Origin of the sequence: Geodermatophilus maliterrae (genome assembly GCF_041018925.1) — a bacterium.
Taxonomy (GTDB): Bacteria; Actinomycetota; Actinomycetes; order Mycobacteriales; family Geodermatophilaceae; genus Geodermatophilus; species Geodermatophilus maliterrae.
Genome location: NZ_JBFNXQ010000068.1, coordinates 1 through 18,833 on the forward strand (window position 1 = coordinate 1; position 18,833 = coordinate 18,833).

Genomic DNA, 18,833 nt, shown 5'->3' on the forward strand with positions numbered 1-18,833 from the left:
CGCCGCAGCCACACCGCCAGCCCGGCGTCGAGCTGCACCCGCGACGACCCCGCGTCGAACAGCAGCCCGGCCGCCGTGCGCGCCATCGTCCCGGCCACCAGCTCGCCGGACTCCACCAGCGCGCGCCCGGGCGCTGCCTCCGCGTTCTCCTGCACGACAGCGATCATCGCCGGTCGCGGCGTCCGGCGTCGGGCCGCGGCCGGCGCCCTCACCACAGGGGGGCAGGGGCGGTGAGCACAACGGAACAGAAGGACAGCCCCACGGCGACGGAGGGGAAACGGCCGACGGCGACGCTCCCGGACCATGGCCGCCCCCACCCGCACCACGTCCGCCGCGCCGGACACCCGCGCCGGCGCACCTCCGGCCCCGCCCCGCGGTGGTCACTGGGTCGACGACTGGCGCCCCGAGGACCCCGCCTTCTGGGAGTCGACCGGCAAGCGCGTCGCCCGCCGCAACCTGTTCTTCTCGGTGTTCTCCGAGCACGTCGGCTTCTCGATCTGGAGCCTGTGGTCGGTCGTCGTCCTCTTCCTGCCCGAGTCCGTCTACGGCATCGACCCGGCCGGCAAGTTCCTGCTCACCACGCTGCCCACCGCGCTGGGCGCGTTCGTCCGGCTGCCCTACACCTTCGCCGTCGCCAAGTTCGGCGGCCGCAACTGGACGATCGTCAGCGCCGCGCTACTGCTGGTGCCCACGATCGCGACCGCCGTCGTCCTCGAGCCCGGCGTCTCCTACACGACCCTGCTGGTGGTCTCCTGCCTGGCCGGTGTCGGCGGCGGCAACTTCGCCAGCTCGATGGCCAACATCAACGCCTTCTACCCCGACCGGCTCAAGGGCTGGGCGCTCGGCCTCAACGCCGGCGGCGGCAACCTCGGCGTCCCGGTCATCCAGCTCGTCGGCCTGCTCGTGCTGGCCACCGCCGGCGCCGAGCACCCCCGGATCGTGCTGTTCGTCTACCTGCCGCTCATCGTCGTCGCCGCCGTCGGCGCGGCCCTGCTCATGGACAACCTGACGACGGCGCGCAACCAGCCGCGGGCCATGCGCGAGGCCACCCGCGAGCCGCACACCTGGATCATGTCGTTCCTCTACATCGGCACCTTCGGCTCGTTCATCGGCTTCGGGTTCGCCTTCGGGCAGGTGCTGCAGAACCAGTTCGCCGCGGACTTCGCCACCCCGCTGGCCGCGGCGTCGCTGACCTGGCTCGGGCCGCTGCTGGGCAGCCTCATCCGCCCGCTCGGCGGCTCGCTGGCCGACCGGTTCGGCGGCGCCCGCATCACCTGCTGGAACTTCGTGGCCATGGCCGCCGGCGCCGGGGTCGTCCTCACCGCCAGCCGGGTGGAGTCGCTGCCGCTGTTCGTCGTCGGGTTCGTGCTGCTGTTCGTGCTCAGCGGCATCGGCAACGGCTCGACCTACAAGATGATCCCGGCGATCTTCCGCACCCAGGCCCAGCAGGCCGTCGCCGCGGGCGGGGACAGCACGGACGCCGACCGGTGGGCGCTGCGCATGTCGGGGGCGCTCATCGGCATCGCCGGCGCGGTGGGCGCCTTCGGCGGGGTGCTGGTCAACCTGGCCTTCCGCCAGTCGTTCCTCACCACCGGCAGCGGGGACGGCGCCTACGTGGCCTTCATCGCCTTCTACGCCGTCTGCGTCGTCGTCACCTGGGTGGTCTACCTCCGGCCGACGTCCCGCACCGCCGGCGTCTGACGACGTGCACTTCCGCGGAGATGCCCCGGGCATCTCCGCGGAAGTGCACGCTCACAGGGCGAGGCGGTAGCCGCGCTTGACCACGGTCTCGACGACGCCGGGGCCGAGCGCGGCCCGCAGCCGGGTGACGGCCATCTCGACGGCGTGGCCGTCCCCGCCACCGGGCAGGCCGCGCACCAGGTCGGCCTTGGCGACGACGGCCCCCGGACGCGCGGCCAGTGCCCGCAGCACCGCCATCGAGCCCGGCGGCAGCTCGACCAGCCGGCCCTCGAGCACCACGGCGTACCCCCGCACCTGCAGGTCCCCGCCGCCCACGCGCAGCACCGGGTCGCGCTCGGGCAGCCGGGCGACGACCTCGCGGGCCAGCGCGCCGAGGCGGGAGCGCTCCGGCTGCACGGTCGGCACGCCGGCGGCGGTCAGCGGTCCGGCGGTCGTCGCGCCGACGGCCACGGCCAGCACCGGGCCGGTCAGCGCGGCGACCACCTCGTCCCGCAGTCCCATCTCGGCGGCCATGCCCAGCAGGCTCGCGGCGGCGGGGGCGCTGGTGAACGTCACGGCGTCGACCGCGCCGGCCACCACCGAGCCGACCAGCCGGCGCAGCGGGGCGACGTCCTCGGGCAGCACCCACCGGTAGACGGGGACGGTGAGCACCTCCGCGCCGGTGGCCCGCAGCGCGTCGACGAGGTCGGTCAGCGGGTCGCCGTGCAGCTGGACGGCGATGCGCCGCCCGGCCAGCGGGCCCTCGGCGCCGGAGAGCAGGTGCTCGAGCACCTCGGCCGAGGACTCCGACGGCGGAGACCACGCGTCGACCAGCCCGCCGCCGCGGATCGCACCGCGCGCCTTGGGCCCGCGGGCCAGCACCCGGGCCGGGCGCAGGTGCTCGACCAGCGGCAGGTCCCAGGCGTCGGCGGCCTCGAGCCACCCGCGGAAGCCGACCCCGGTGGTGGCGACGACGAGGTCGACCGGCGCGGCCAGCACCGCCTCGGTGACGGCGACCAGCTCGGCGTCGTCGGCCAGCGGCACGATCCGGATCGCGGGGGCGTAGACCACCCGGGCCCCGCGGCGGTCGAGCAGCGCGCCGAGCTCCTCGCGGCGCCGCGCGGCGGTCACGGCCACCGTGTAGCCGGCCAGCGGTGCCGGGCCGACGGGCCCGGGGACGGCCGGCTCGGCGGGCGCCTGCTCGGGTGCGGCGGGGGAGGAGGTCACCTGCCCATGGTGCGTGCTCCGCGTTGCCGTCGTGTGACGCCGCGGTGTGACGTCGCCGTGGTGACCACGCCGGCACCCGCGCCGTGCGGGAGGACGTGCCGCCGGTGCGTCAGCGCGCGGCCCAGCAGGCGAGCAGCACGCTGGCGTCGTCCTGCAGCAATCCGCCCTGGTGCTCGAGCACCGCGCGCATCAGCCGCCGGGCGGTCTCCGGTGGCGGCTGCCCGTCCGCGACGGCCCGGGTCAGGAACTCGACCAGCCGCTGCTCGCCGAACCACTGCCCGGCGGCGTCGCGCGCCTCGGTGACGCCGTCGGTGTAGAGCGCCAGCCAGTCCCCGGGCTCGAGCACCTCCTCGGCCACGGCGAAGCCCGTCGTCCCGATCCCGAAGGGCATCCGCTGCCCCCCGCTCAGCTCCTTGACGACCCGTCCGTCCCGCAGCAGCAGCGGTGAGGGGTGACCGGCGCGGACGTAGCGCAGCCGCCCCGAGGCCAGGTCGAGCTCGGCCAGCACGCCGGTGACGAAGGCACTGTCGGGGAACGTGGCGGCGACCACCTCGTCGACGGCACCGGCCTGCTCGTGGATGCCGCGCCCGTCCCGCCGGGCGCTGCGGGCGGCGGCGAGGGCCGCGGCGGCCATCAGCCCGGCCCCCAGTCCGTGCCCCATGGCGTCGAGGACGGTCATCGACACGGTGTCCTCGGCCAGGGCGTAGTCGAAGGCGTCACCGCCCACGTCGCTGCTCGGCTCGAGCAGGCCGGCCAGGACGAAGCCGTCGGTGGCGGCGGTGAGGGGGGGCAGCTGCTGCCAGATCAGCTCGGCCGAGGGCGAGCGCGGGCGACTGCGCCGGTGACGCTCCAGGACGTCGCCGTAGACCCCCATCGAGGACAGCAGGTGCGCGACCGTCGACGCCAGCCACCAGCACTGCTCGCGCAGGCCGGGGTCCTCCAGGTCGCGGACCGTGGACACCCGTGCCTCGAGGACGCCGATCCGGTCGGCGCCGTCGAGCAGCGGCACCCACAGGCGGGGCAGACCCCCGGCCTCCGAGGGCAGGAGCTGTCCGGACCGGAACACACGGCCGGGCAGGGTGCCGTCGACGGAGACCGGTCCGGTGGGCGGCAGGCCGTCGCCCGGGAGCCGCACCAGCCGGCGCTGCTCGTGGTCGACGACGTGGACGGCGACCTCGACGCCGAGGACCCGGCCGGCCCGCACGGCGAGCGGGACCACCCGGTCCGGCGGGCTGGTGCGGGCGGACTCGAGCAGCTCCAGCAGCGCGGCGAGCGGACCGGTGGTGGGGCGGGGCGGGCGCAGCAGCCGGGTGTAGGGGACGCGGCGGGCCGCGGACAACTCGTCGAGGCGCTCGTTGACCGCGACCGCCAGCAGGTCGCCGTCGACGTCCGGCAGGCGCACCAGCCCGGTCAGGTGCGCCTCGACGTCGATCAGGTCCGCGTTGCCGCCGTAGCCGAAGTACCGCGTCCACAGCTGCTCGACGGTGAGGTCGGCGTGCCGGAGCGCGGCCCGCAGCCCGGCACGCTGGGCGTCGAGGGGGACCTGCCCCTGCGACGGCATCACCGGCGCCGGCGGACGGCGGAGTCGATCACGGACCGGGCCGCCTGCCGCAGCGGCACGCCCTCCCCGCCGGAGCGGGACAGCAGCATGGTCAGAGCGGTCTCCTCCCCGACGCCGTGCCGGGCCATCAGCACGCCCTTGGCCGTGCTCACCAGGTCGCGGGACGACAGCGCCTGCCGCAGCTCGTCGCTGGCCCGCCGTGAACGCTCCCGGGTCATGACGTGGGTGACCAGCAGCGCCGCCTGGGCCGCGGAGAGGGTGAGCACCTGGGCGTCCTGGTCGGTGAACGCGCCGGGCTCGGCGCCGTACACCTTGAGGGCGCCCAGGACGCGGTCCCCGGCCACCATCGGCGCGCTCATCGCGGACAGCAGTCCCAGCTCCGCGGCGGCCGCCGCCCAACGCGGCCAGCGCGGCTCGTCGGCGAGGTCGTCGGCGCGCACCAGCGTGCGGCGGGCGGTCGCGGCCAGGCACGGGCCCTCGTCGAGCTCGTACTGCAGGCCGTCGGCGTGCTCGACCCGGGAGTCGGTCGACCCCGACGAGCGCCGCCCCGAGTCGTCGACGATCGAGACGCCGGCTCCCACCGCCCCTCGGACGGTCTCCTGCGTCAGCGAGCTGAGCAGGCCCACCGCGGTCGCCACGGTCTCCTCGGACAGCAGCAGACCCGACATGCGGGCGAAGACGACCGACAGCTCGTCGGCCAGGGGGAGGGAGCGATTGACGTCCTGGTGCACGGGCACCTCATCGAGACCGGCCGTGGCGCCATCGTGGGCTCGAGGTGCCGCGGCCTGTTGGCGGATCCAGGCTATCCCCCGAACCACCCTCAGCGGACCGGTGCCGCCGTCCAGGCCGGGACCGTGCCGCCGTCGCCGACGACGAGCCCGCGGCTGGCCAGCAGCCGCAGGTGGGCGTCGGTCTCGGTGACGGCGAAGATCCGCATCCGCCGCTCGTACTGCGCCCAGGGCCGCGACCAGGTCAGGTGCGCGGCCAGGTCCCACGGCGTGCACCCGGGGTTCGCGCGGACGGCGGCCAGCAGCTCGGCCAGCCGGCGCTCGTGGTGCTCGCGCAGCTCGCGGGTGCGCTCGGCCAGCCCGCGGAAGCGCCACTCGTGGCCGGGCAGCACCTCGCCGGCCTGGCGCCCGCCGACGGCGGCCAGCGCGCCGAGGTAGTCGCGCAGCGGGTCGGCGGCGCCGCCGGCGTGGGTGGAGATGTTCGGGCTGATCCGGGGGAGCACGTGGTCGCCGGCGAAGAACAGGCCGGTCGCCTCGTCGGCGAAGCAGAGGTGCCCGGCGGTGTGCCCGGGCGTGTGGACGGCGCGCAGCGACCAGCCGGGCAGGTCGGCCCGGTCGCCGTCCTCGAGCAGCCGGTCGGGGCGGGCCACCCGGAGCAGGCCGGCCCGCTGCTCGGGCGTCCCGGCGTCGGCGCGCGCGTCCTCCGGCGGCGCGCCGAGCCCGACCAGGAAGGCGACCTCCTCGGCCCACAGCTGCTCGGGCGTGCGGTCGGTGAACGTGGCGATGCCGTCGGCGTCGGCCGGGTGCATGGCCACCCAGGCGCCCGAGGCCTCCCGCACCCGCGCGGCCAGCCCGACGTGGTCGAGGTGCAGGTGGGTGACGAGGACACCGCGCACGTCGGTGACGTCCCCGCCGAGCGAGGTCAGGCCCGCGCACAGCGCCGCCCAGCTCTCGTCGGCGTCCCAGCCGGTGTCGACGAGGCCGAGGCCGCCGCCGGCGAGCTCCAGGACGTAGGCGTTCACCCAGCGCAGCGGCCCGCCCATGGGCACCGGCACCGACCACAGACCCGGCCGCACCTGCTCGACCGGCGGCAGCGTGCGTTCCCGCCAGGCCGTCCGCTGAGCGTGTCCGGTGACCTCCACGCCCGGCACTCTGCCAGCCGCGCGGCTGGGATCATGGGGGTGTGCCGACCCCACCTCCCGACCGCGTCACCGCCGTCCCCCGCCGCCTGCGGCTGCTCTGCGCCCTGGTCGCCGCGGTGGTCGTGGCGGTCATGGCCGTCGTCGCGGCGCTCCTGCCGTCGTCCTCGACCGGCGTGGTGGCCTTCGGCCTCGCCGACCAGGTCGCGGTGCTGGGCCTCGGTCTGTTCGTGGGCGCCGGCATCCTGCTCCTCGGCCGGGCGCGGCTGGACGCCGACGCCGCCGGCGTCCGGGTGCGCAACGTGCTGGGCCGGCACGAGCTGCCCTGGGACGTCGTCCGGTCGGTGCGCTTCGACCGGTCCGCCCGGTGGGCGAGCCTGGAGCTGACCAACGGCGACGAGGTCGCGGTCGTGGCCGTGCAGGCCGCCGACGGCGAGCGCGCGGCGGACGCCGTCGAGGGGCTGCGGGCGTTGCTGGCGGCCCACCGCGCCGCCCACCCCAGCCCGGCCACCGGCCCGCTGCTCTGGGAGTGAGGAAGGACCCCCGTACCCCCCACCGCTCGCGGGCTCGCGGCGGGCCCCTGCACGGGGGCCTCGCTCCTCCCCACCGTTCGCAGGCTCGGGGCGGGGCCCGGGACGGGGTCGGGCGGTGGGGGAATGACCGGCGGGCGACGGGCGCTGTAGCATGGGCGAGCCTCCCCGCTACACGAGGCGCGCGAACCACTCACCAGCGGCCCCGCCCCGGGCCGCTGACCAAGAGGAGCCCGCTCCCACCTGGCGCCGTCGAGGCGCCCAGGTCCCGGATCGTGACGGTCCGGCCCGCCCCGGCCGGCCCGTCACGACGTGCACGACCCCCCGCGGGTCCGTGCCGCACCGGCGATCGGGCCCTGTGAGCACCTGCTCACGGGGCCCGCGTCGCTCCGGTGCCCGGGCGGGTGCGACTCCTCACCGTGCAGAAGCAGAGGAGAGGCCATCACCGAGCCCCGTATCAACGACCGTATCCGTGTCCCCGAGGTCCGCCTGGTCGGGCCCGAGGGCGAGCAGGTCGGCATCGTGCCGATCGGCGAGGCGCTGCGACTGGCGCAGGACTCCGAGCTGGACCTCGTCGAGGTCGCGCCCATGGCCCGGCCGCCGGTCGTCAAGCTCATGGACTACGGGAAGTTCAAGTACGAGTCCGCCCAGAAGGCCCGCGAGGCCCGGCGGAACCAGGCGCTCACCGTCATCAAGGAGATGCGGCTGCGCCTGAAGATCGACCCGCACGACTACGAGACCAAGAAGGGCCACGTCGAGCGCTTCCTCAAGGGCGGCGACAAGGTCAAGATCACCGTGATGTTCCGCGGTCGCGAGCAGTCGCGCCCGGAGATGGGCTACCGCCTGCTGCAGCGGCTGGCCGCCGACGTCCAGGAGCTGGGCGTCGTCGAGTCCAACCCGAAGCAGGACGGCCGCAACATGGTCATGGTGATCGCCCCGCACCGGAACCAGGCCGCCACCGACGGCGCCCGCCGCCAGGCGAAGGCCGACCGGGCAGCCGAGGGTCACGCCCCGACGGCCTGACCGGTCGGACCGCAGGACCGCACCACCACAGACGGATGGTGCCGTGCGGCAGCTGCGTGCTGCCGCACGGCACGAGCGCCGGGCCGAGAGACGGACGAACAGGACGACGAGGACATGCCGAAGCAGAAGACCCACAAGGGCACCGCGAAGCGGGTGCGCGTGACGGGCACCGGCAAGCTCATGCGCGAGCAGGCCAACAACCAGCACAAGTTCGAGCACAAGTCCTCGCGGCGCAAGCGCCGGCTGGAGAAGGACCAGGTCCTCTCCCCGGCCGACACCAAGAACCTCAAGAAGCTGCTGGGCATCTGAGACCCCGCCTCCCCGACCAGAGAGGAGACTTCACGTGGCACGCGTGAAGCGGGCGGTCAACGCCCAGAAGAAGCGCCGGACGACCCTCGAGGCCGCCAGCGGGTACCGCGGTCAGCGTTCGCGCCTGTACCGCAAGGCCAAGGAGCAGATCCTCCACTCGGCCACCTACAACTACCGCGACCGCAAGGTGCGCAAGGGTGACTTCCGCAAGCTGTGGATCACCCGCATCAACGCCGCGGCCCGACAGAACGACATGACCTACAACCGGTTCATGCAGGGCCTGAAGCTGGCCGGCATCGAGCTCGACCGCCGCGTGCTCGCCGAGCTCGCGGTCAACGAGCCCGCCGCCTTCGCCGCGCTGGTCGAGACCGCCCGCGCCGCCGTCGCCGCGGCTCCGGCCGGTGGCGAGCAGGCCGCCTGAAGGAGGGCCGCTCCAGCAACCACTGACGCCGTCGGTGACCGACCCGCCCGGGCCGGCACCGGCGGCGTCGGCGTGTGCGGGGACGGCCTCTCCCGCCCACGAGATCGGCGGTCTCGTGGCGATGAGGGGCCGATGACCGCGAGACCGCCGGTCTCGCGGGGGAGGACGACGACGTGAGCGAGCTGCTGACCGAGCGGTCGGGACGGGTGGCCGCGGCCCGCAAGCTGACCCGGCGCGCCGGCCGCGACGCCGCCGGTGCCTTCCTCGCCGAGGGCCGCCAGGCGGTGTCCGAGGCGCTGGCGACCGCGTCCGGCGACGTCCGGGAGGTCTTCGCCACCGAGGCGGCCGCCGCGGCGCACGCCGACCTGCTGGCCACCTCCCCGGTGCCCGTCCGGCGGGTCACCGAGAAGGCCGCGGCGGGGCTGTCGGAGACGGTGACGCCGCAGGGGCTGGTCGCCGTCTGCGCGCTCGGCGACGTCCCGGCCGGGCAGCTGCTCGACGCCCCGCCGTCACTGGCCGTCGGCCTGGCCGGCCTGGCCGACCCCGGCAACGCCGGCACGGTGCTGCGCACCGCCGACGCGTGCGGTGCCGGCGCGGTCGTCTTCGGCGCCGGCTCGGCCGACCCCTACGGCGGCAAGGCGGTCCGCTCGAGCGCCGGCAGCCTGTTCCACGTCGACGTCGTCCGCAGCACCCCGCTCGGCCCGCTGGTGGCCGGCCTGCAGGAACGCGGCGTCACGGTGCTGGCCGCCGACGGCGGGGGCGAGACCGGCCTCGACGACGCCGCGGCCTCCGGCCTGCTGGCCGGGCCGGTGCTGTGGCTGTTCGGCAACGAGGCCCGCGGCGTGCCACCGGAGCTGGCCGCGGCCGCCGACGCCCGGGTGCGCATCCCGATGCGCGGCCGGGCGGAGAGCCTCAACCTCGCCGCGGCCGCCGCCATCTGCCTCTACACCACCCAGCTCGCCCAGTAGGAGGACCCCGGTGCCCCCACGCCTCGCACGCTCGGCGCGGGACCCTGCACCGGGGCCTGGCAGGGTGGCCGGCGTGGACGGGACGACGGCGAAGGCGGACCTGCAGCGCTACCTCCGGGCGGCGCGCGAGGCCCTGCTGTGGAAGCTCGAGGGCCTCTCGGAGTACGACGTCCGGCGGCCGCTGACCCCCACCGGCACCAACCTGCTCGGCCTGGTCAAGCACCTGGCCTGCGTCGAGGCCGGCTACCTCGGCAACGTCATGGGCCGGCCGTTCCCCGAGCCGATGCCGTGGGACGACGAGGACGCCGAGCCGGACGTCGACCTCTGGGCCACCGCGGACGAGTCCCGGCAGGACGTGCTCGACCTCCACGCCCGGGCCGCCGCGCACGCTGACGCCACCGTCGAGGAGCTGCCGCTCGACGCTCCCGGTGAGGTGCCGTGGTGGCCCGAGGAGCGGCGGCACCCCACGCTGCACACGCTGCTGGTGCACGTGCTCGCCGAGGTCAACCGGCACACCGGGCACGCCGACGTCCTGCGCGAGATGGCCGACGGCGCCGTGGGCATGCGGCGGGACGACGACAACCTGACCCGCGGGGACGCCGCCGGCTGGGCCGCCCACCACGCGCAGGTCGAGCAGGCCGCCCGGGACGCCGCCGGGCGGGCCTGAGCCCCTCCGGACGGCGGCGGTCAGGCCAGCGCCGGCGGGGCCGGCGCCTCGCGGACCACGACGCGCCCGGCCTTGCGGTCGTACGTGTGCAGGTCGGCCCGGTGCAGCAGGTCGGCGAAGACGACGCCGTCGGCCGGGCAGACGCTCACCCCGATGCTGGCGCCCACGCCCACCTCGGTGCCGCGCAGCGACACCGGACGGCGGATGGAGGCGGCCAGCTCCTCGGCCACCCGGCCGGCCTCGGCCGCCGCCGTCCCCGGGGAGAGGTCGGGCAGGGCGACCAGGAACTCGTCCCCGCCGAGGCGGGCCACCAGGTCACGGCGGCGGACGCGGTCGCGCAGCCGCCGGGCGACCACCTGCAGCAGCTCGTCGCCGGCGGCGTGGCCGAGCCGGTCGTTGACCGCCTTGAACCCGTCGAGGTCGACGAACAGCAGCCCGAGCGCGTCGCCGCGGGCGCGGGCCTCCCAGATGGCCGACTCGACCTGCTCCTCCAGCCGCCGCCGGTTGGGCAGGCCGGTGAGCGGGTCGGTCCAGGCCAGTTCCTGGATGCGGGCCAGCGCGGCCGACGTGCGGTCCCGCTCGCGCAGCAGGGCGCGCTCGGCCTCCACGCGGGAGGTGACGTCGACCTGCACGCCGATGTACTGGACGACGGTGCCGTCGGCGTCGTGCACCGGCGCCAGGTGCAGCTCGTTCCACCACGGCGTGCGCTCCGGTCCGCGCAGGTTGAGCACGGTTTCCCGGCAGGACCGGCCCTCCGCGACCGCCGCGCGGATGCGGGCCACCGCGCCCGGGTCGGTGTCGGGGCTCTGCAGCTGCCGGCAGTTGCGGCCGAGGATCTCGCCGACGGGCAGCCCGGCGAGCTCGGCGAAGGCGGGGTTGGCGTAGACGATCGGCTGGTCGGGCAGCCGCATGTCGACGACGGTCACCCCGCTCGGCGTGGCCTCCAGCGCGCGGCGCAGCAGCACCTCCGCCGCGGTGGTGCCCACCGCCAGGCCGGTGGCCGGCGGGCTCGCCGGGGTGCCGGCCGGGGGGACGGCGGCCGGCGCCGTCTCCGGGGCGGCGCCGGTGCGGGGTGCCACCCGGGACAGCAGCGAGGACGCCGCGTGCGACACGGTCGTGCGCTCGTAGGTCAGCGCGTACTCGAAGGTGCGCTCGAGGTCGGGGCCGTCGTCGCCGAGGTCCCGGGCGAGCAGCGCGGCGCTGAAGTGCGGGGACAGGACGGCGACGTCCCACTCGCCGCGGACGGGGTCGGCCGGGTCGAGGTGGGCGCCGCGCAGGCCGGGCAGCGGCTCGACCGGCAGGTCCTCGCCGAGCGCGCACACGAAGCCGGTGCGCCCGACCAGGTCGCGGTAGCGCTGGGTGGTCGACACGGTGAAGTGCCGGGACTCCTGGAAGGTCGCGGCCACCACGCAGGTCTCGCCCAGGCGCATCGCCTCCCGCTCCAGCTGCTTGGACAGCTCGATGAGCAGCGCCTTGGGCGCGCGCCGCAGCGGCACGTCGTCGGGCAGGCACGCGAACGGCGAGACCGCACCGACCGCGCCGGTGGGCCGGCCCGCGCCCGGCAGCACCAGCTCACCGACCGGCCGCTCGGCCGCCGGGCCGGGCGCCGGGCGGCCGAAGAACCAGCCCTGGCCGAGCGTGGCGCCCAGCCCGCGCGCCGTCCGGAGGTGCCCCTCGTCCTCGATGCCCTCGGCCAGGACGACGGCGCCGCTGCGCTCGGCGTAGGCGTTGACCGCGTTCATGATCTCGGCGACCGCCGGGCCGGGACGCTCCTGCACCAGGCGCAGGTCGAGCTTGACCACGTCGGGGCACAGCAGCGGCAGGAACGCCAGCGACATCGACTCCGCGCCGACGTCGTCCACCGCGATCGCCCAGCCCAGCTCGCGCACGCGCTCCACCGTGCGCAGCAGCTCGGCCGGGCGCGCGGCGATGGCGCGCTCGGTGATCTCCATGACCACCCGCAGGTCGCCCGGGGCGCGCTCGGCGATGGCCAGCAGGTCGGCCAGCGGCGCGGTGTCGAGCACCTCGGGCTCGACGTTGACGAACACGGTCAGCGGCGCGACCAGGGCGGCGTCCACGGCGCCGCGGAAGGCGGCCGCCCGGCAGGCCTCGTCGAGCTCGGCCAGTCGGCCGGCGGCGCGCGCGGCGGTGAACAGCGCGTCGGGACGCTCCAGCGGGCCGACCGGTCCGCGGGCCAGCGCCTCGTAGGCCACCACCCGCCCGGTGTCGAGCTCGACGATCGGCTGGAAGACGCTGTGCACCCCGCGCAGGGCGTCGGCGAGCACCGGGTCGGTGACGAGAGGCATCCGTGCCTCGGGGGAGTGGGTCACCCTGATCTGGTCGGCAGGACCGGGCCGAGGGATGGGTCGAACGCGGCGGGGATCACCCGGAAGGGGTCCCCGCCCGGGTCAGCCGGGCAGTGTGATGAGGACGACGGCCACCACCGCCACCCCCAGACCCACCCGCTGCGCGCCGGACAGCCGCTCGCGCAGCACCAGCTGGGCCAGCACCACGGTGCTCACCGGGTAGAGCGAGGCCAGCACGCCGGTGACGGCCAGCGACCCGCCGGCCTGGGTGGCCAGGAGGAACAGCGCGTTGGCCGCCATGTCGCCCGTCCCGGCCAGCAGCACGACCGACAGGGCCGGGCGCGGGACCCGCAGCGACCGCCGCGAGGCCAGCGCGAGCGTGCCGACCAGCAGCACCGACACCACGCGGGCGGCGACCAGCGGGCTGAGCCCGGAGTCCTCCCCGGTGCGGTCGAGCAGCACGAAGAACACCCCGAAGCCGGCGCCGGCGGCCAGCGCGGGAGCGACCGTGCCCAGCCGGGCGGCGCGCAGCGACGACAGCCCGCCGTCGGCGGCGACGAGCACCACCGCGCCCAGCGCCAGGACGATGCCGAGCGCGGCGAGCAGGCCGATCCGCTCGCCCAGCAGCAGGCCGCCGAGCACCGGCAGCGCCGCGGCCGACACCGCCGTCACCGGCGCCACCACGCTCATCACCCCGTCGGCCAGCGCCCGGTAGAACAGCAGCAGCCCGACGGCTCCGGCGAGGCCGGCGGCCGCACCCCACAGCAGGTCGGCCCGCTCCGGGTCCCCGCCGAGCACCGGCAGCAGCAGGACGAGGGCGACCAGCCCGGCGGCCTGCGACACCGTGACGACGGCGACCGTGGCCGCGCGCCGGCTGGCCAGCCCGCCGCAGAAGTCGGCCATGCCGTAGACGACGGCCGACGCGAGGGCCAGCAGCACCGCCATGCGGGCCCCCCGGGTGCGGATCGGCGGCGCACCCCGGCGTGCACCCGTCCGCCCGCGGTTCTAGCACCCGCCTCCGACCGGCTCGACGTCCTCGGGCCGGCAGCGGGGCGGTGACCCGGGGGCGGGGCAGGCGGGGTGCCGGGCAGAATGGACTCCCGTGTCCGGCGCCAACGACCCCTACGACCCCAAGCAGGTCGCCGCCCTGTCGGCCGAGGCCCTCGACGCCGCGGTCGCCTCCGCGCGGGAGGCCTTCGCGACGGCGGCCGACCTCGCGGCGCTGGCCGCCGTCCGCCCGGCCCACCTCGGTGACCGCGCGCCCGTGCCGCTGGCCCGCCGCGAGCTCGGCGCGCTGCCGCCGGCCGCGCGCGCGGACGCCGGCAAGCGGGTCAACGCCGCGCGGGTCGCCGTCACCGAGGCCTTCGAGGAGCGCAGGGCCCAGCTGGAGGCCGAGCGCGACGCCCGGGTGCTGGCCGAGGAGCGGGTCGACGTCACGCTGCCCTGGGACCGCACCCCCCGCGGCGCCCGGCACCCGCTGACCACGCTGATGGAGCGGATCGCCGACGTCTTCGTCGGGATGGGCTACGAGGTGGCCGACGGTCCCGAGCTCGAGGCCGAGTGGTTCAACTTCGACGCGCTCAACATCCGCCCCGACCACCCGGCGCGCACGATGATGGACACCCTCTTCGTCGCCCCGGAGGACTCCGGCCTGGTGCTGCGCACGCACACCAGCCCGGTGCAGGCCCGCACGCTGCTGTCCCGCCGGCCGCCGGTCTACGTCGTCGCGCCCGGGCGGGTGTACCGCACCGACGAGCTCGACGCGACGCACACCCCGGTGTTCCACCAGGTCGAGGGCCTGGCCGTCGACCGCGGCCTGAGCATGGCCCACCTGCGCGGCACGCTCGACCACCTGGCGCGGTCGCTGTTCGGTCCCGAGGCGATCACCCGCTGGCGGCCGTCGTACTTCCCGTTCACCGAGCCCTCCGCGGAGTTCGACGTCTGGTTCCCCGAGCACCGCGACGGCCCGCGCTGGGTCGAGTGGGGCGGCTGCGGGATGGTCAACCCGCGGGTGCTGGTGGCCTGCGGGGTCGACCCGGAGGAGTACAGCGGCTTCGCCTTCGGCGTGGGCATCGAGCGGGCGCTGCAGTTCCGCTCCGCCGTCGGCGACATGCGCGACATCGTCGAGGGCGACGTCCGCTTCACCAAGGCGTTCGGAGTGGAGCTCTGATGCGGGTCCCCGTCGGGTGGCTGGCCGAGTACGTCGACGTCCCGGCAGGGACGACGGTCGAGGACCTCGACACCGCCTTCGTCCGGCTCGGCCTCGAGGTGGAGGAGGTCCACCGCCCGGCCGAGGTCACCGGCCCGCTCGTCGTCGGCCGGGTGCGGGAGATCGAGGAGCTGACCGGCTTCAAGAAGCCGATCCGCTGGTGCCAGGTGGACGTCGGCGAGGCGGAGCCCCGCGGCATCGTCTGCGGGGCCGGCAACTTCGCGGTGGACGACGCCGTCGTCGTCGCGCTGCCCGGGGCGGTGCTGCCCGGCGGCTTCGAGATCACCGCCCGGAAGACCTACGACCACGTCTCCGACGGGATGATCTGCTCGGCCCGCGAGCTGGGCACCGGCGAGGACCACGCCGGCATCCTGGTGCTGGGCACCGGCGGCGAGGGCCCCGAGCCCGGTGCCGACGCCGCACCCGTGGTCGGTCTCGACGACGTCGTGATCGAGCTCAACGTGACCCCCGACCGCGGCTACTGCCTGGCCATGCGCGGCATCGCCCGCGAGATGGGCACCGGCCTGGCGGTCGGCTGGCGCGACCCGGGCGCGGCCACGCTGCCGGCCTGGTCGGGCGAGCCGGCCTGGGAGGTCACCGTCGCCGACGCCGACCGCTGCGACCGGTTCTCGATGGTCGCGCTGGAGGGCCTGGACCCCACCGCGCCGAGCCCGTGGTGGATGCGCCGGCGCCTCGCCCAGTCGGGCATCCGCACCATCTCGCTGGCCGTCGACGTCACCAACTACGTGATGCTCGAGCTCGGCCAGCCGATGCACGCCTTCGACCGCGACGCGGTCAGCGGGCCGATCGTCGTCCGCCGGGCGCGCGAGGGGGAGCGGCTGACCACGCTGGACGGCGCCACCCGGGTGCTCGACGCCGACGACCTGCTCATCACCGACGACACCGGCCCGATCGGCCTGGCCGCGGTCATGGGCGGGGCCTCCACCGAGATCGGCAGCTCCACCGACGGCAGGGCCACGACCGCCGTCCTGCTCGAGGCCGCGCACTGGGAGCCGACCGGGGTCGCCCGCACCGCCCGCCGGCACCGGCTGCCCAGCGAGGCCGCCCGCCGCTTCGAGCGCGGCGTCGACCCGGAGATGACCGTCGCCGCGCTCGCCCGCGCCGCGGAGCTGCTGGCCGAGTACGGCGGCGCCCGCGTCGTCGGGGCACCGGTCGACGTCGACACCCGCACCCCGCGCCCGGCCATCGCGCTGGACGCCGACCGGCCCGGCCGCGTCGCCGGCGTGGCGTACCCCCCGGCGCGGGTGGTCGAGCTGCTCGGTGCGGTCGGCTGCGCGGTCGAGGGCGACGGCGGCCGGCTGTCGGTCACCCCGCCGTCGTGGCGGCCCGACCTCACCGACCCCGCCGACCTCGTCGAGGAGGTCGTCCGCCTCGCCGGCTACGACGACGTCCCCTCGGTGCTGCCCACCGCCCCGCCCGGGCGCGGCCTCACCGAGACCCAGCGCCGCCGCCGCGCGGTCGGCCGCGCGCTGGCCGAGGCCGGGTACGTGGAGGCGCCGTCCTACCCGTTCGTCGGCACCCCGGCGCTCGACGCGCTCGGCCTGGCCGACGACGACCCGCGCCGCTCGGTGCTGCTGGTCCGCAACCCGCTCTCGGAGGAGGAGCCGGGCATGCGGACGACGCTGCTGCCCGGGCTGCTGGCCACGCTGGCCCGCAACCTCGCCCGCGGCCAGCGCGACCTCGCGCTGTTCGAGCACGGGTCGGTCTTCCCCGGCGGGCTCCGGGAGCCCGCGCCGCTGCCCGGCGTCGACGGCCGGCCCGACGACGAGACGCTGGCCGCGCTGCTCGGCGCGGTGCCCGACCAGCCCTGGCACGTGGCCGTGGCGCTGGCCGGCGCCCGCGAGCCACGCGGCTGGTGGGGCCCGGGCCGCCCGGCCGGCTGGGCCGATGCCGTCCAAGCGGCCCGGCTGGTGGCGGCGGCCGCCGGCGTCGAGCTGTTCGTCCGCCCCGGCGAGCGCGCACCCTGGCACCCCGGCCGCTGCGCCGAGCTGGTCGTCGGCGAACGGGTGGTCGGGCACGCCGGCGAGCTGCACCCGCGGGTGTGCGCCGCGCTCGACCTGCCCGCCCGCACCTCGGTGATGGAGCTCGACGTCGACGCGCTGCCGGCCGCCGCCGTGCCGGTCGGGCCGCCGATCTCCACCTTCCCGCCGGTCTTCCTCGACCTGGCCTTCGTCGTGCCCGACGAGGTGACCGCCGCGCACGTCGAGTCGCTGGTGCGCGGGGGAGCGGGGGAGCTGTTCGAGTCGGTGCGGCTGTTCGACGTGTACTCCGGCCCGCCGGTGCCGGCCGGCGCGCGGTCGCTGGCGTACTCGCTGGTGCTGCGGGCGCCGGACCGCACGCTGACCGCCGCCGACGTGGCGCACGTGCGCGAGGGGATCCTCGCGGTCGTCGGGATGCAGGGCATCACCCTGCGCAGCGGCGATGCCTGAGGCGGCGGGACCCGACCTCCGCGGACTCGTCGCCCTCGTCACCGGCGCCTCGGCCGGGATCGGCCGGCACCTCGCCGAGGGGCTGGCCGCGTGCGGCGCGGCCGTCGCCGGGCTGGCCCGGGGCGCCGACCGGCTGGCGGCGGCGATGGCCGAGGTCGCCGCGGCCACCGGCGCGCGCACGCTGGCGGTGGCCGCCGACGTCACCGACCGCGCCGCCGTCGACGCCGCCGTCGAGCAGGTGACCCGCGAGCTCGGCCCCGTCGGGCTGCTGGTCAACAACGCCGGCCTCATCGACGCCGCCGAGGTGCCGCTGTGGGAGGCCGACCCCGACCAGTGGTGGCAGGTGGTCGAGAGCCAGGTGCGCGGGCCGTTCCTCCTCGCCCGCGCCGTCCTGCCCGGGATGGTCGCGGCCGGTGGCGGGCGCGTGGTCGGGCTGGCCAGCGGGATCAGCACGCGGGCCGACCCGCACTACAGCGCCTACTCGGCGGGCAAGACCGCGCAGGTGCGGATCACCGAGTCGATCGACCTGGCCGGCGGCGCGCACGGCGTCCGGGCCTTCGACCTGGCGCCGGGGGTCGTCGACACGGCGATGACCCGCGCCATGCCGATGCACGCGGGCCGCACCGAGTGGACCCGCCCCGAGGACGTCGTCGACCTGGTCGTCGCGATGGCCGCCGGGGAGCTCGACCACTGGTCGGGCCGCTTCGTCCGGGCCGGCGTCGACGACCCCGCCACCCTGCGCGCCACCACGCCGGAGGGCGACGCCCGCCGGCTCCGGCTGCGGCCCTACGGGGACGGCGACCCCCTGGCCTGACCCTCGGTCACCCCGCGCCGAGGGACCGGGCGGCGAGGACCAGCGCGGCGTTGCCCGGCGCCGGGCTGCCGTCGGGCAGCACCAGGGTGTCCTCCAGCCCGATCCGGGTGCCCAGTCCGTGCCGGACGGCGATCCGCAGCGCCGGCCAGGTGCTGCTGCCCTCCCCGTGCAGCTGCACCGGCACACCGCCCGGTGTCCAGCCGTCCGGGCCGGCGCCGACGGCGGCCAGCAGCTCCGCGGCCAGCTCCTCGGTCCCCGCCGCGTCCGGGCCGTCGGGCAGCTCCACGAGCACCCGGCAGCACCGGTCGCGCAGCGGGGAGGCCCGCCAGGCGCGGACGGCGTCGGCGTGCCAGAGCCCCGCCTCGACGCCCACGCCACGGGCCAGCAGCGCGGCGGCGACGTCCTCGGCGCCCTCCTCGTGCCAGTTGACCGAGGCGGTGTCCGGCAGCTCGGTCCAGGACCGGACCGCGGACACCCGGCCGGCCGGGTCGGGCGCGGCCCACGCGCCGGTGGTCACGCCGGCCGGCAGCGCGGGCGCACGGGCCCGCACGGCGTCGAGGACGGCGGCCAGTTCCGCAGGTGACAGCGTGTCCGCGCCGTCGCCGTCCTTGGCGTGCAGGTGCACCGCGCCGGCGCCGGCCGCCCGGACCGCGGCGGCGTCCGCCGCCAGCTCGGCCGGGCTGACCGGCAGCGCCGGGTGCTCGGCCGGACGGCGGGCACCGTTGAGGCAGGCCTGGAGCAGCACCGCACCATCGTGTCCCCGCGGGTCGTCGTGCTCTCCTCCGCATGCGGAGCAGAGCA

17 protein-coding genes are annotated in these 18,833 nt (G+C 76.6%); 10 read left to right on the forward strand and 7 right to left on the reverse strand.

The features are described 5' to 3' along the window. Nucleotides 1-303 precede the first annotated feature (303 nt). Nucleotides 304-1,701 carry a nitrate/nitrite transporter gene (locus tag ABQ292_RS18455; RefSeq protein ID WP_369209086.1) on the forward strand — a complete coding sequence of 466 codons (1,398 nt, stop codon included), beginning with the start codon at nt 304-306 and terminating at the stop codon, nt 1,699-1,701. 51 nt (nt 1,702-1,752) lie between these two features. Here ABQ292_RS18455 and ABQ292_RS18460 read toward each other — a convergent pair whose 3' ends face one another. The 4 genes from ABQ292_RS18460 to ABQ292_RS18475 all read right to left on the reverse strand — a co-directional run bounded on the left by ABQ292_RS18460 (nt 1,753) and on the right by ABQ292_RS18475 (nt 6,338). Continuing rightward, entirely contained in the window at nt 1,753-2,907 is a 1,155-nt protein-coding gene (locus ABQ292_RS18460) for a uroporphyrinogen-III synthase (RefSeq protein ID WP_369209088.1), read from the reverse strand. Nucleotides 2,908-3,016: 109 nt separating this feature from the next. Next, nucleotides 3,017-4,468: a PP2C family protein-serine/threonine phosphatase gene (locus ABQ292_RS18465; protein WP_369209131.1), complete on the reverse strand. Its 1,452-nt coding sequence runs from the start codon at nt 4,466-4,468 to the stop codon at nt 3,017-3,019. Further along, on the reverse strand, nt 4,468-5,199 hold the full coding sequence (locus ABQ292_RS18470) for a GAF and ANTAR domain-containing protein (RefSeq protein ID WP_369209090.1): 732 nt from the start codon (nt 5,197-5,199) through the stop codon (nt 4,468-4,470). Before ABQ292_RS18470 ends, ABQ292_RS18465 begins: the two co-directional genes overlap by 1 nt. A gap of 89 nt (nt 5,200-5,288) precedes the next feature. Further along, nucleotides 5,289-6,338 carry an MBL fold metallo-hydrolase gene (locus ABQ292_RS18475; RefSeq protein ID WP_369209092.1) on the reverse strand — a complete coding sequence of 350 codons (1,050 nt, stop codon included), beginning with the start codon at nt 6,336-6,338 and terminating at the stop codon, nt 5,289-5,291. Between the two features lie 41 nt (nt 6,339-6,379). Between ABQ292_RS18475 and ABQ292_RS18480 the strand changes: the two genes are divergently transcribed. The 6 genes from ABQ292_RS18480 to ABQ292_RS18505 all read left to right on the forward strand — a co-directional run bounded on the left by ABQ292_RS18480 (nt 6,380) and on the right by ABQ292_RS18505 (nt 10,253). After that, nucleotides 6,380-6,868, forward strand: coding sequence for a PH domain-containing protein (locus ABQ292_RS18480; RefSeq protein ID WP_369209094.1), 489 nt, complete (start codon nt 6,380-6,382; stop codon nt 6,866-6,868). A gap of 453 nt (nt 6,869-7,321) precedes the next feature. After that, complete coding sequence (infC, locus tag ABQ292_RS18485) at nt 7,322-7,888, forward strand: translation initiation factor IF-3 (protein WP_369209133.1); 567 nt, start codon at nt 7,322-7,324, stop codon at nt 7,886-7,888. Between the two features lie 114 nt (nt 7,889-8,002). Then, nucleotides 8,003-8,197 carry a 50S ribosomal protein L35 gene (gene rpmI / locus ABQ292_RS18490; protein WP_369209096.1) on the forward strand — a complete coding sequence of 65 codons (195 nt, stop codon included), beginning with the start codon at nt 8,003-8,005 and terminating at the stop codon, nt 8,195-8,197. A 34-nt stretch (nt 8,198-8,231) separates the two neighbouring features. Further along, nucleotides 8,232-8,618, forward strand: coding sequence for a 50S ribosomal protein L20 (rplT, locus tag ABQ292_RS18495; protein ID WP_093579784.1), 387 nt, complete (start codon nt 8,232-8,234; stop codon nt 8,616-8,618). A gap of 173 nt (nt 8,619-8,791) precedes the next feature. Next, on the forward strand, nt 8,792-9,586 hold the full coding sequence (locus ABQ292_RS18500; protein ID WP_369209099.1) for a TrmH family RNA methyltransferase: 795 nt from the start codon (nt 8,792-8,794) through the stop codon (nt 9,584-9,586). A 73-nt stretch (nt 9,587-9,659) separates the two neighbouring features. Further along, nucleotides 9,660-10,253, forward strand: a complete 594-nt coding sequence (locus tag ABQ292_RS18505; RefSeq protein WP_369209101.1) for a DinB family protein — start codon at nt 9,660-9,662, stop codon at nt 10,251-10,253. A 20-nt stretch (nt 10,254-10,273) separates the two neighbouring features. Here ABQ292_RS18505 and ABQ292_RS18510 read toward each other — a convergent pair whose 3' ends face one another. Together ABQ292_RS18510 and ABQ292_RS18515 are read right to left on the reverse strand one after the other, a co-directional pair. Next, nucleotides 10,274-12,559 carry a diguanylate cyclase domain-containing protein gene (locus ABQ292_RS18510; protein WP_369209103.1) on the reverse strand — a complete coding sequence of 762 codons (2,286 nt, stop codon included), beginning with the start codon at nt 12,557-12,559 and terminating at the stop codon, nt 10,274-10,276. Between the two features lie 102 nt (nt 12,560-12,661). Then, complete coding sequence (locus ABQ292_RS18515; RefSeq protein ID WP_369209105.1) at nt 12,662-13,504, reverse strand: EamA family transporter; 843 nt, start codon at nt 13,502-13,504, stop codon at nt 12,662-12,664. A gap of 157 nt (nt 13,505-13,661) precedes the next feature. Between ABQ292_RS18515 and pheS the strand changes: the two genes are divergently transcribed. Genes pheS through ABQ292_RS18530 form a run of 3 tightly spaced genes read left to right on the forward strand, consistent with a single transcriptional unit; the run spans nt 13,662 to nt 18,032 of the window. Continuing rightward, nucleotides 13,662-14,729 (forward strand): phenylalanine--tRNA ligase subunit alpha, encoded by a 1,068-nt coding sequence (pheS, locus tag ABQ292_RS18520; protein WP_369209107.1) that lies wholly within the window; start codon nt 13,662-13,664, stop codon nt 14,727-14,729. Further along, a complete protein-coding gene (pheT, locus tag ABQ292_RS18525) occupies nt 14,729-17,218 on the forward strand; it encodes a phenylalanine--tRNA ligase subunit beta (protein WP_369209109.1) in 2,490 nt (829 codons plus the stop codon). The genes pheS and pheT overlap by 1 nt, the downstream gene beginning before the upstream one ends. Next, nucleotides 17,211-18,032 carry an SDR family NAD(P)-dependent oxidoreductase gene (locus tag ABQ292_RS18530; protein WP_369209111.1) on the forward strand — a complete coding sequence of 274 codons (822 nt, stop codon included), beginning with the start codon at nt 17,211-17,213 and terminating at the stop codon, nt 18,030-18,032. Before pheT ends, ABQ292_RS18530 begins: the two co-directional genes overlap by 8 nt. Nucleotides 18,033-18,039: 7 nt before the next feature. Here the strand turns inward: ABQ292_RS18530 and ABQ292_RS18535 are convergent, their stop codons facing one another. Continuing rightward, nucleotides 18,040-18,777 (reverse strand): 3-keto-5-aminohexanoate cleavage protein, encoded by a 738-nt coding sequence (locus ABQ292_RS18535; RefSeq protein WP_369209113.1) that lies wholly within the window; start codon nt 18,775-18,777, stop codon nt 18,040-18,042. Nucleotides 18,778-18,833 lie beyond the last annotated feature (56 nt).

Bases quoted from the DNA above. Each gene is read 5' to 3' on its own strand.
- ABQ292_RS18465 (WP_369209131.1), bottom strand. From the start codon at position 4,468: ATGCCGTCGCAGGGGCAGGTCCCCCTCGACGCCCAGCGTGCCGGGCTG.
- pheT (WP_369209109.1), top strand. From the start codon at position 14,729: ATGCGGGTCCCCGTCGGGTGGCTGGCCGAGTACGTCGACGTCCCGGCA.
- ABQ292_RS18530 (WP_369209111.1), top strand. From the start codon at position 17,211: ATGCCTGAGGCGGCGGGACCCGACCTCCGCGGACTCGTCGCCCTCGTC.
- ABQ292_RS18455 (WP_369209086.1), top strand. From the start codon at position 304: ATGGCCGCCCCCACCCGCACCACGTCCGCCGCGCCGGACACCCGCGCC.
- ABQ292_RS18510 (WP_369209103.1), bottom strand. From the start codon at position 12,559: ATGCCTCTCGTCACCGACCCGGTGCTCGCCGACGCCCTGCGCGGGGTG.
- ABQ292_RS18515 (WP_369209105.1), bottom strand. From the start codon at position 13,504: ATGGCGGTGCTGCTGGCCCTCGCGTCGGCCGTCGTCTACGGCATGGCC.
- rpmI (WP_369209096.1), top strand. From the start codon at position 8,003: ATGCCGAAGCAGAAGACCCACAAGGGCACCGCGAAGCGGGTGCGCGTG.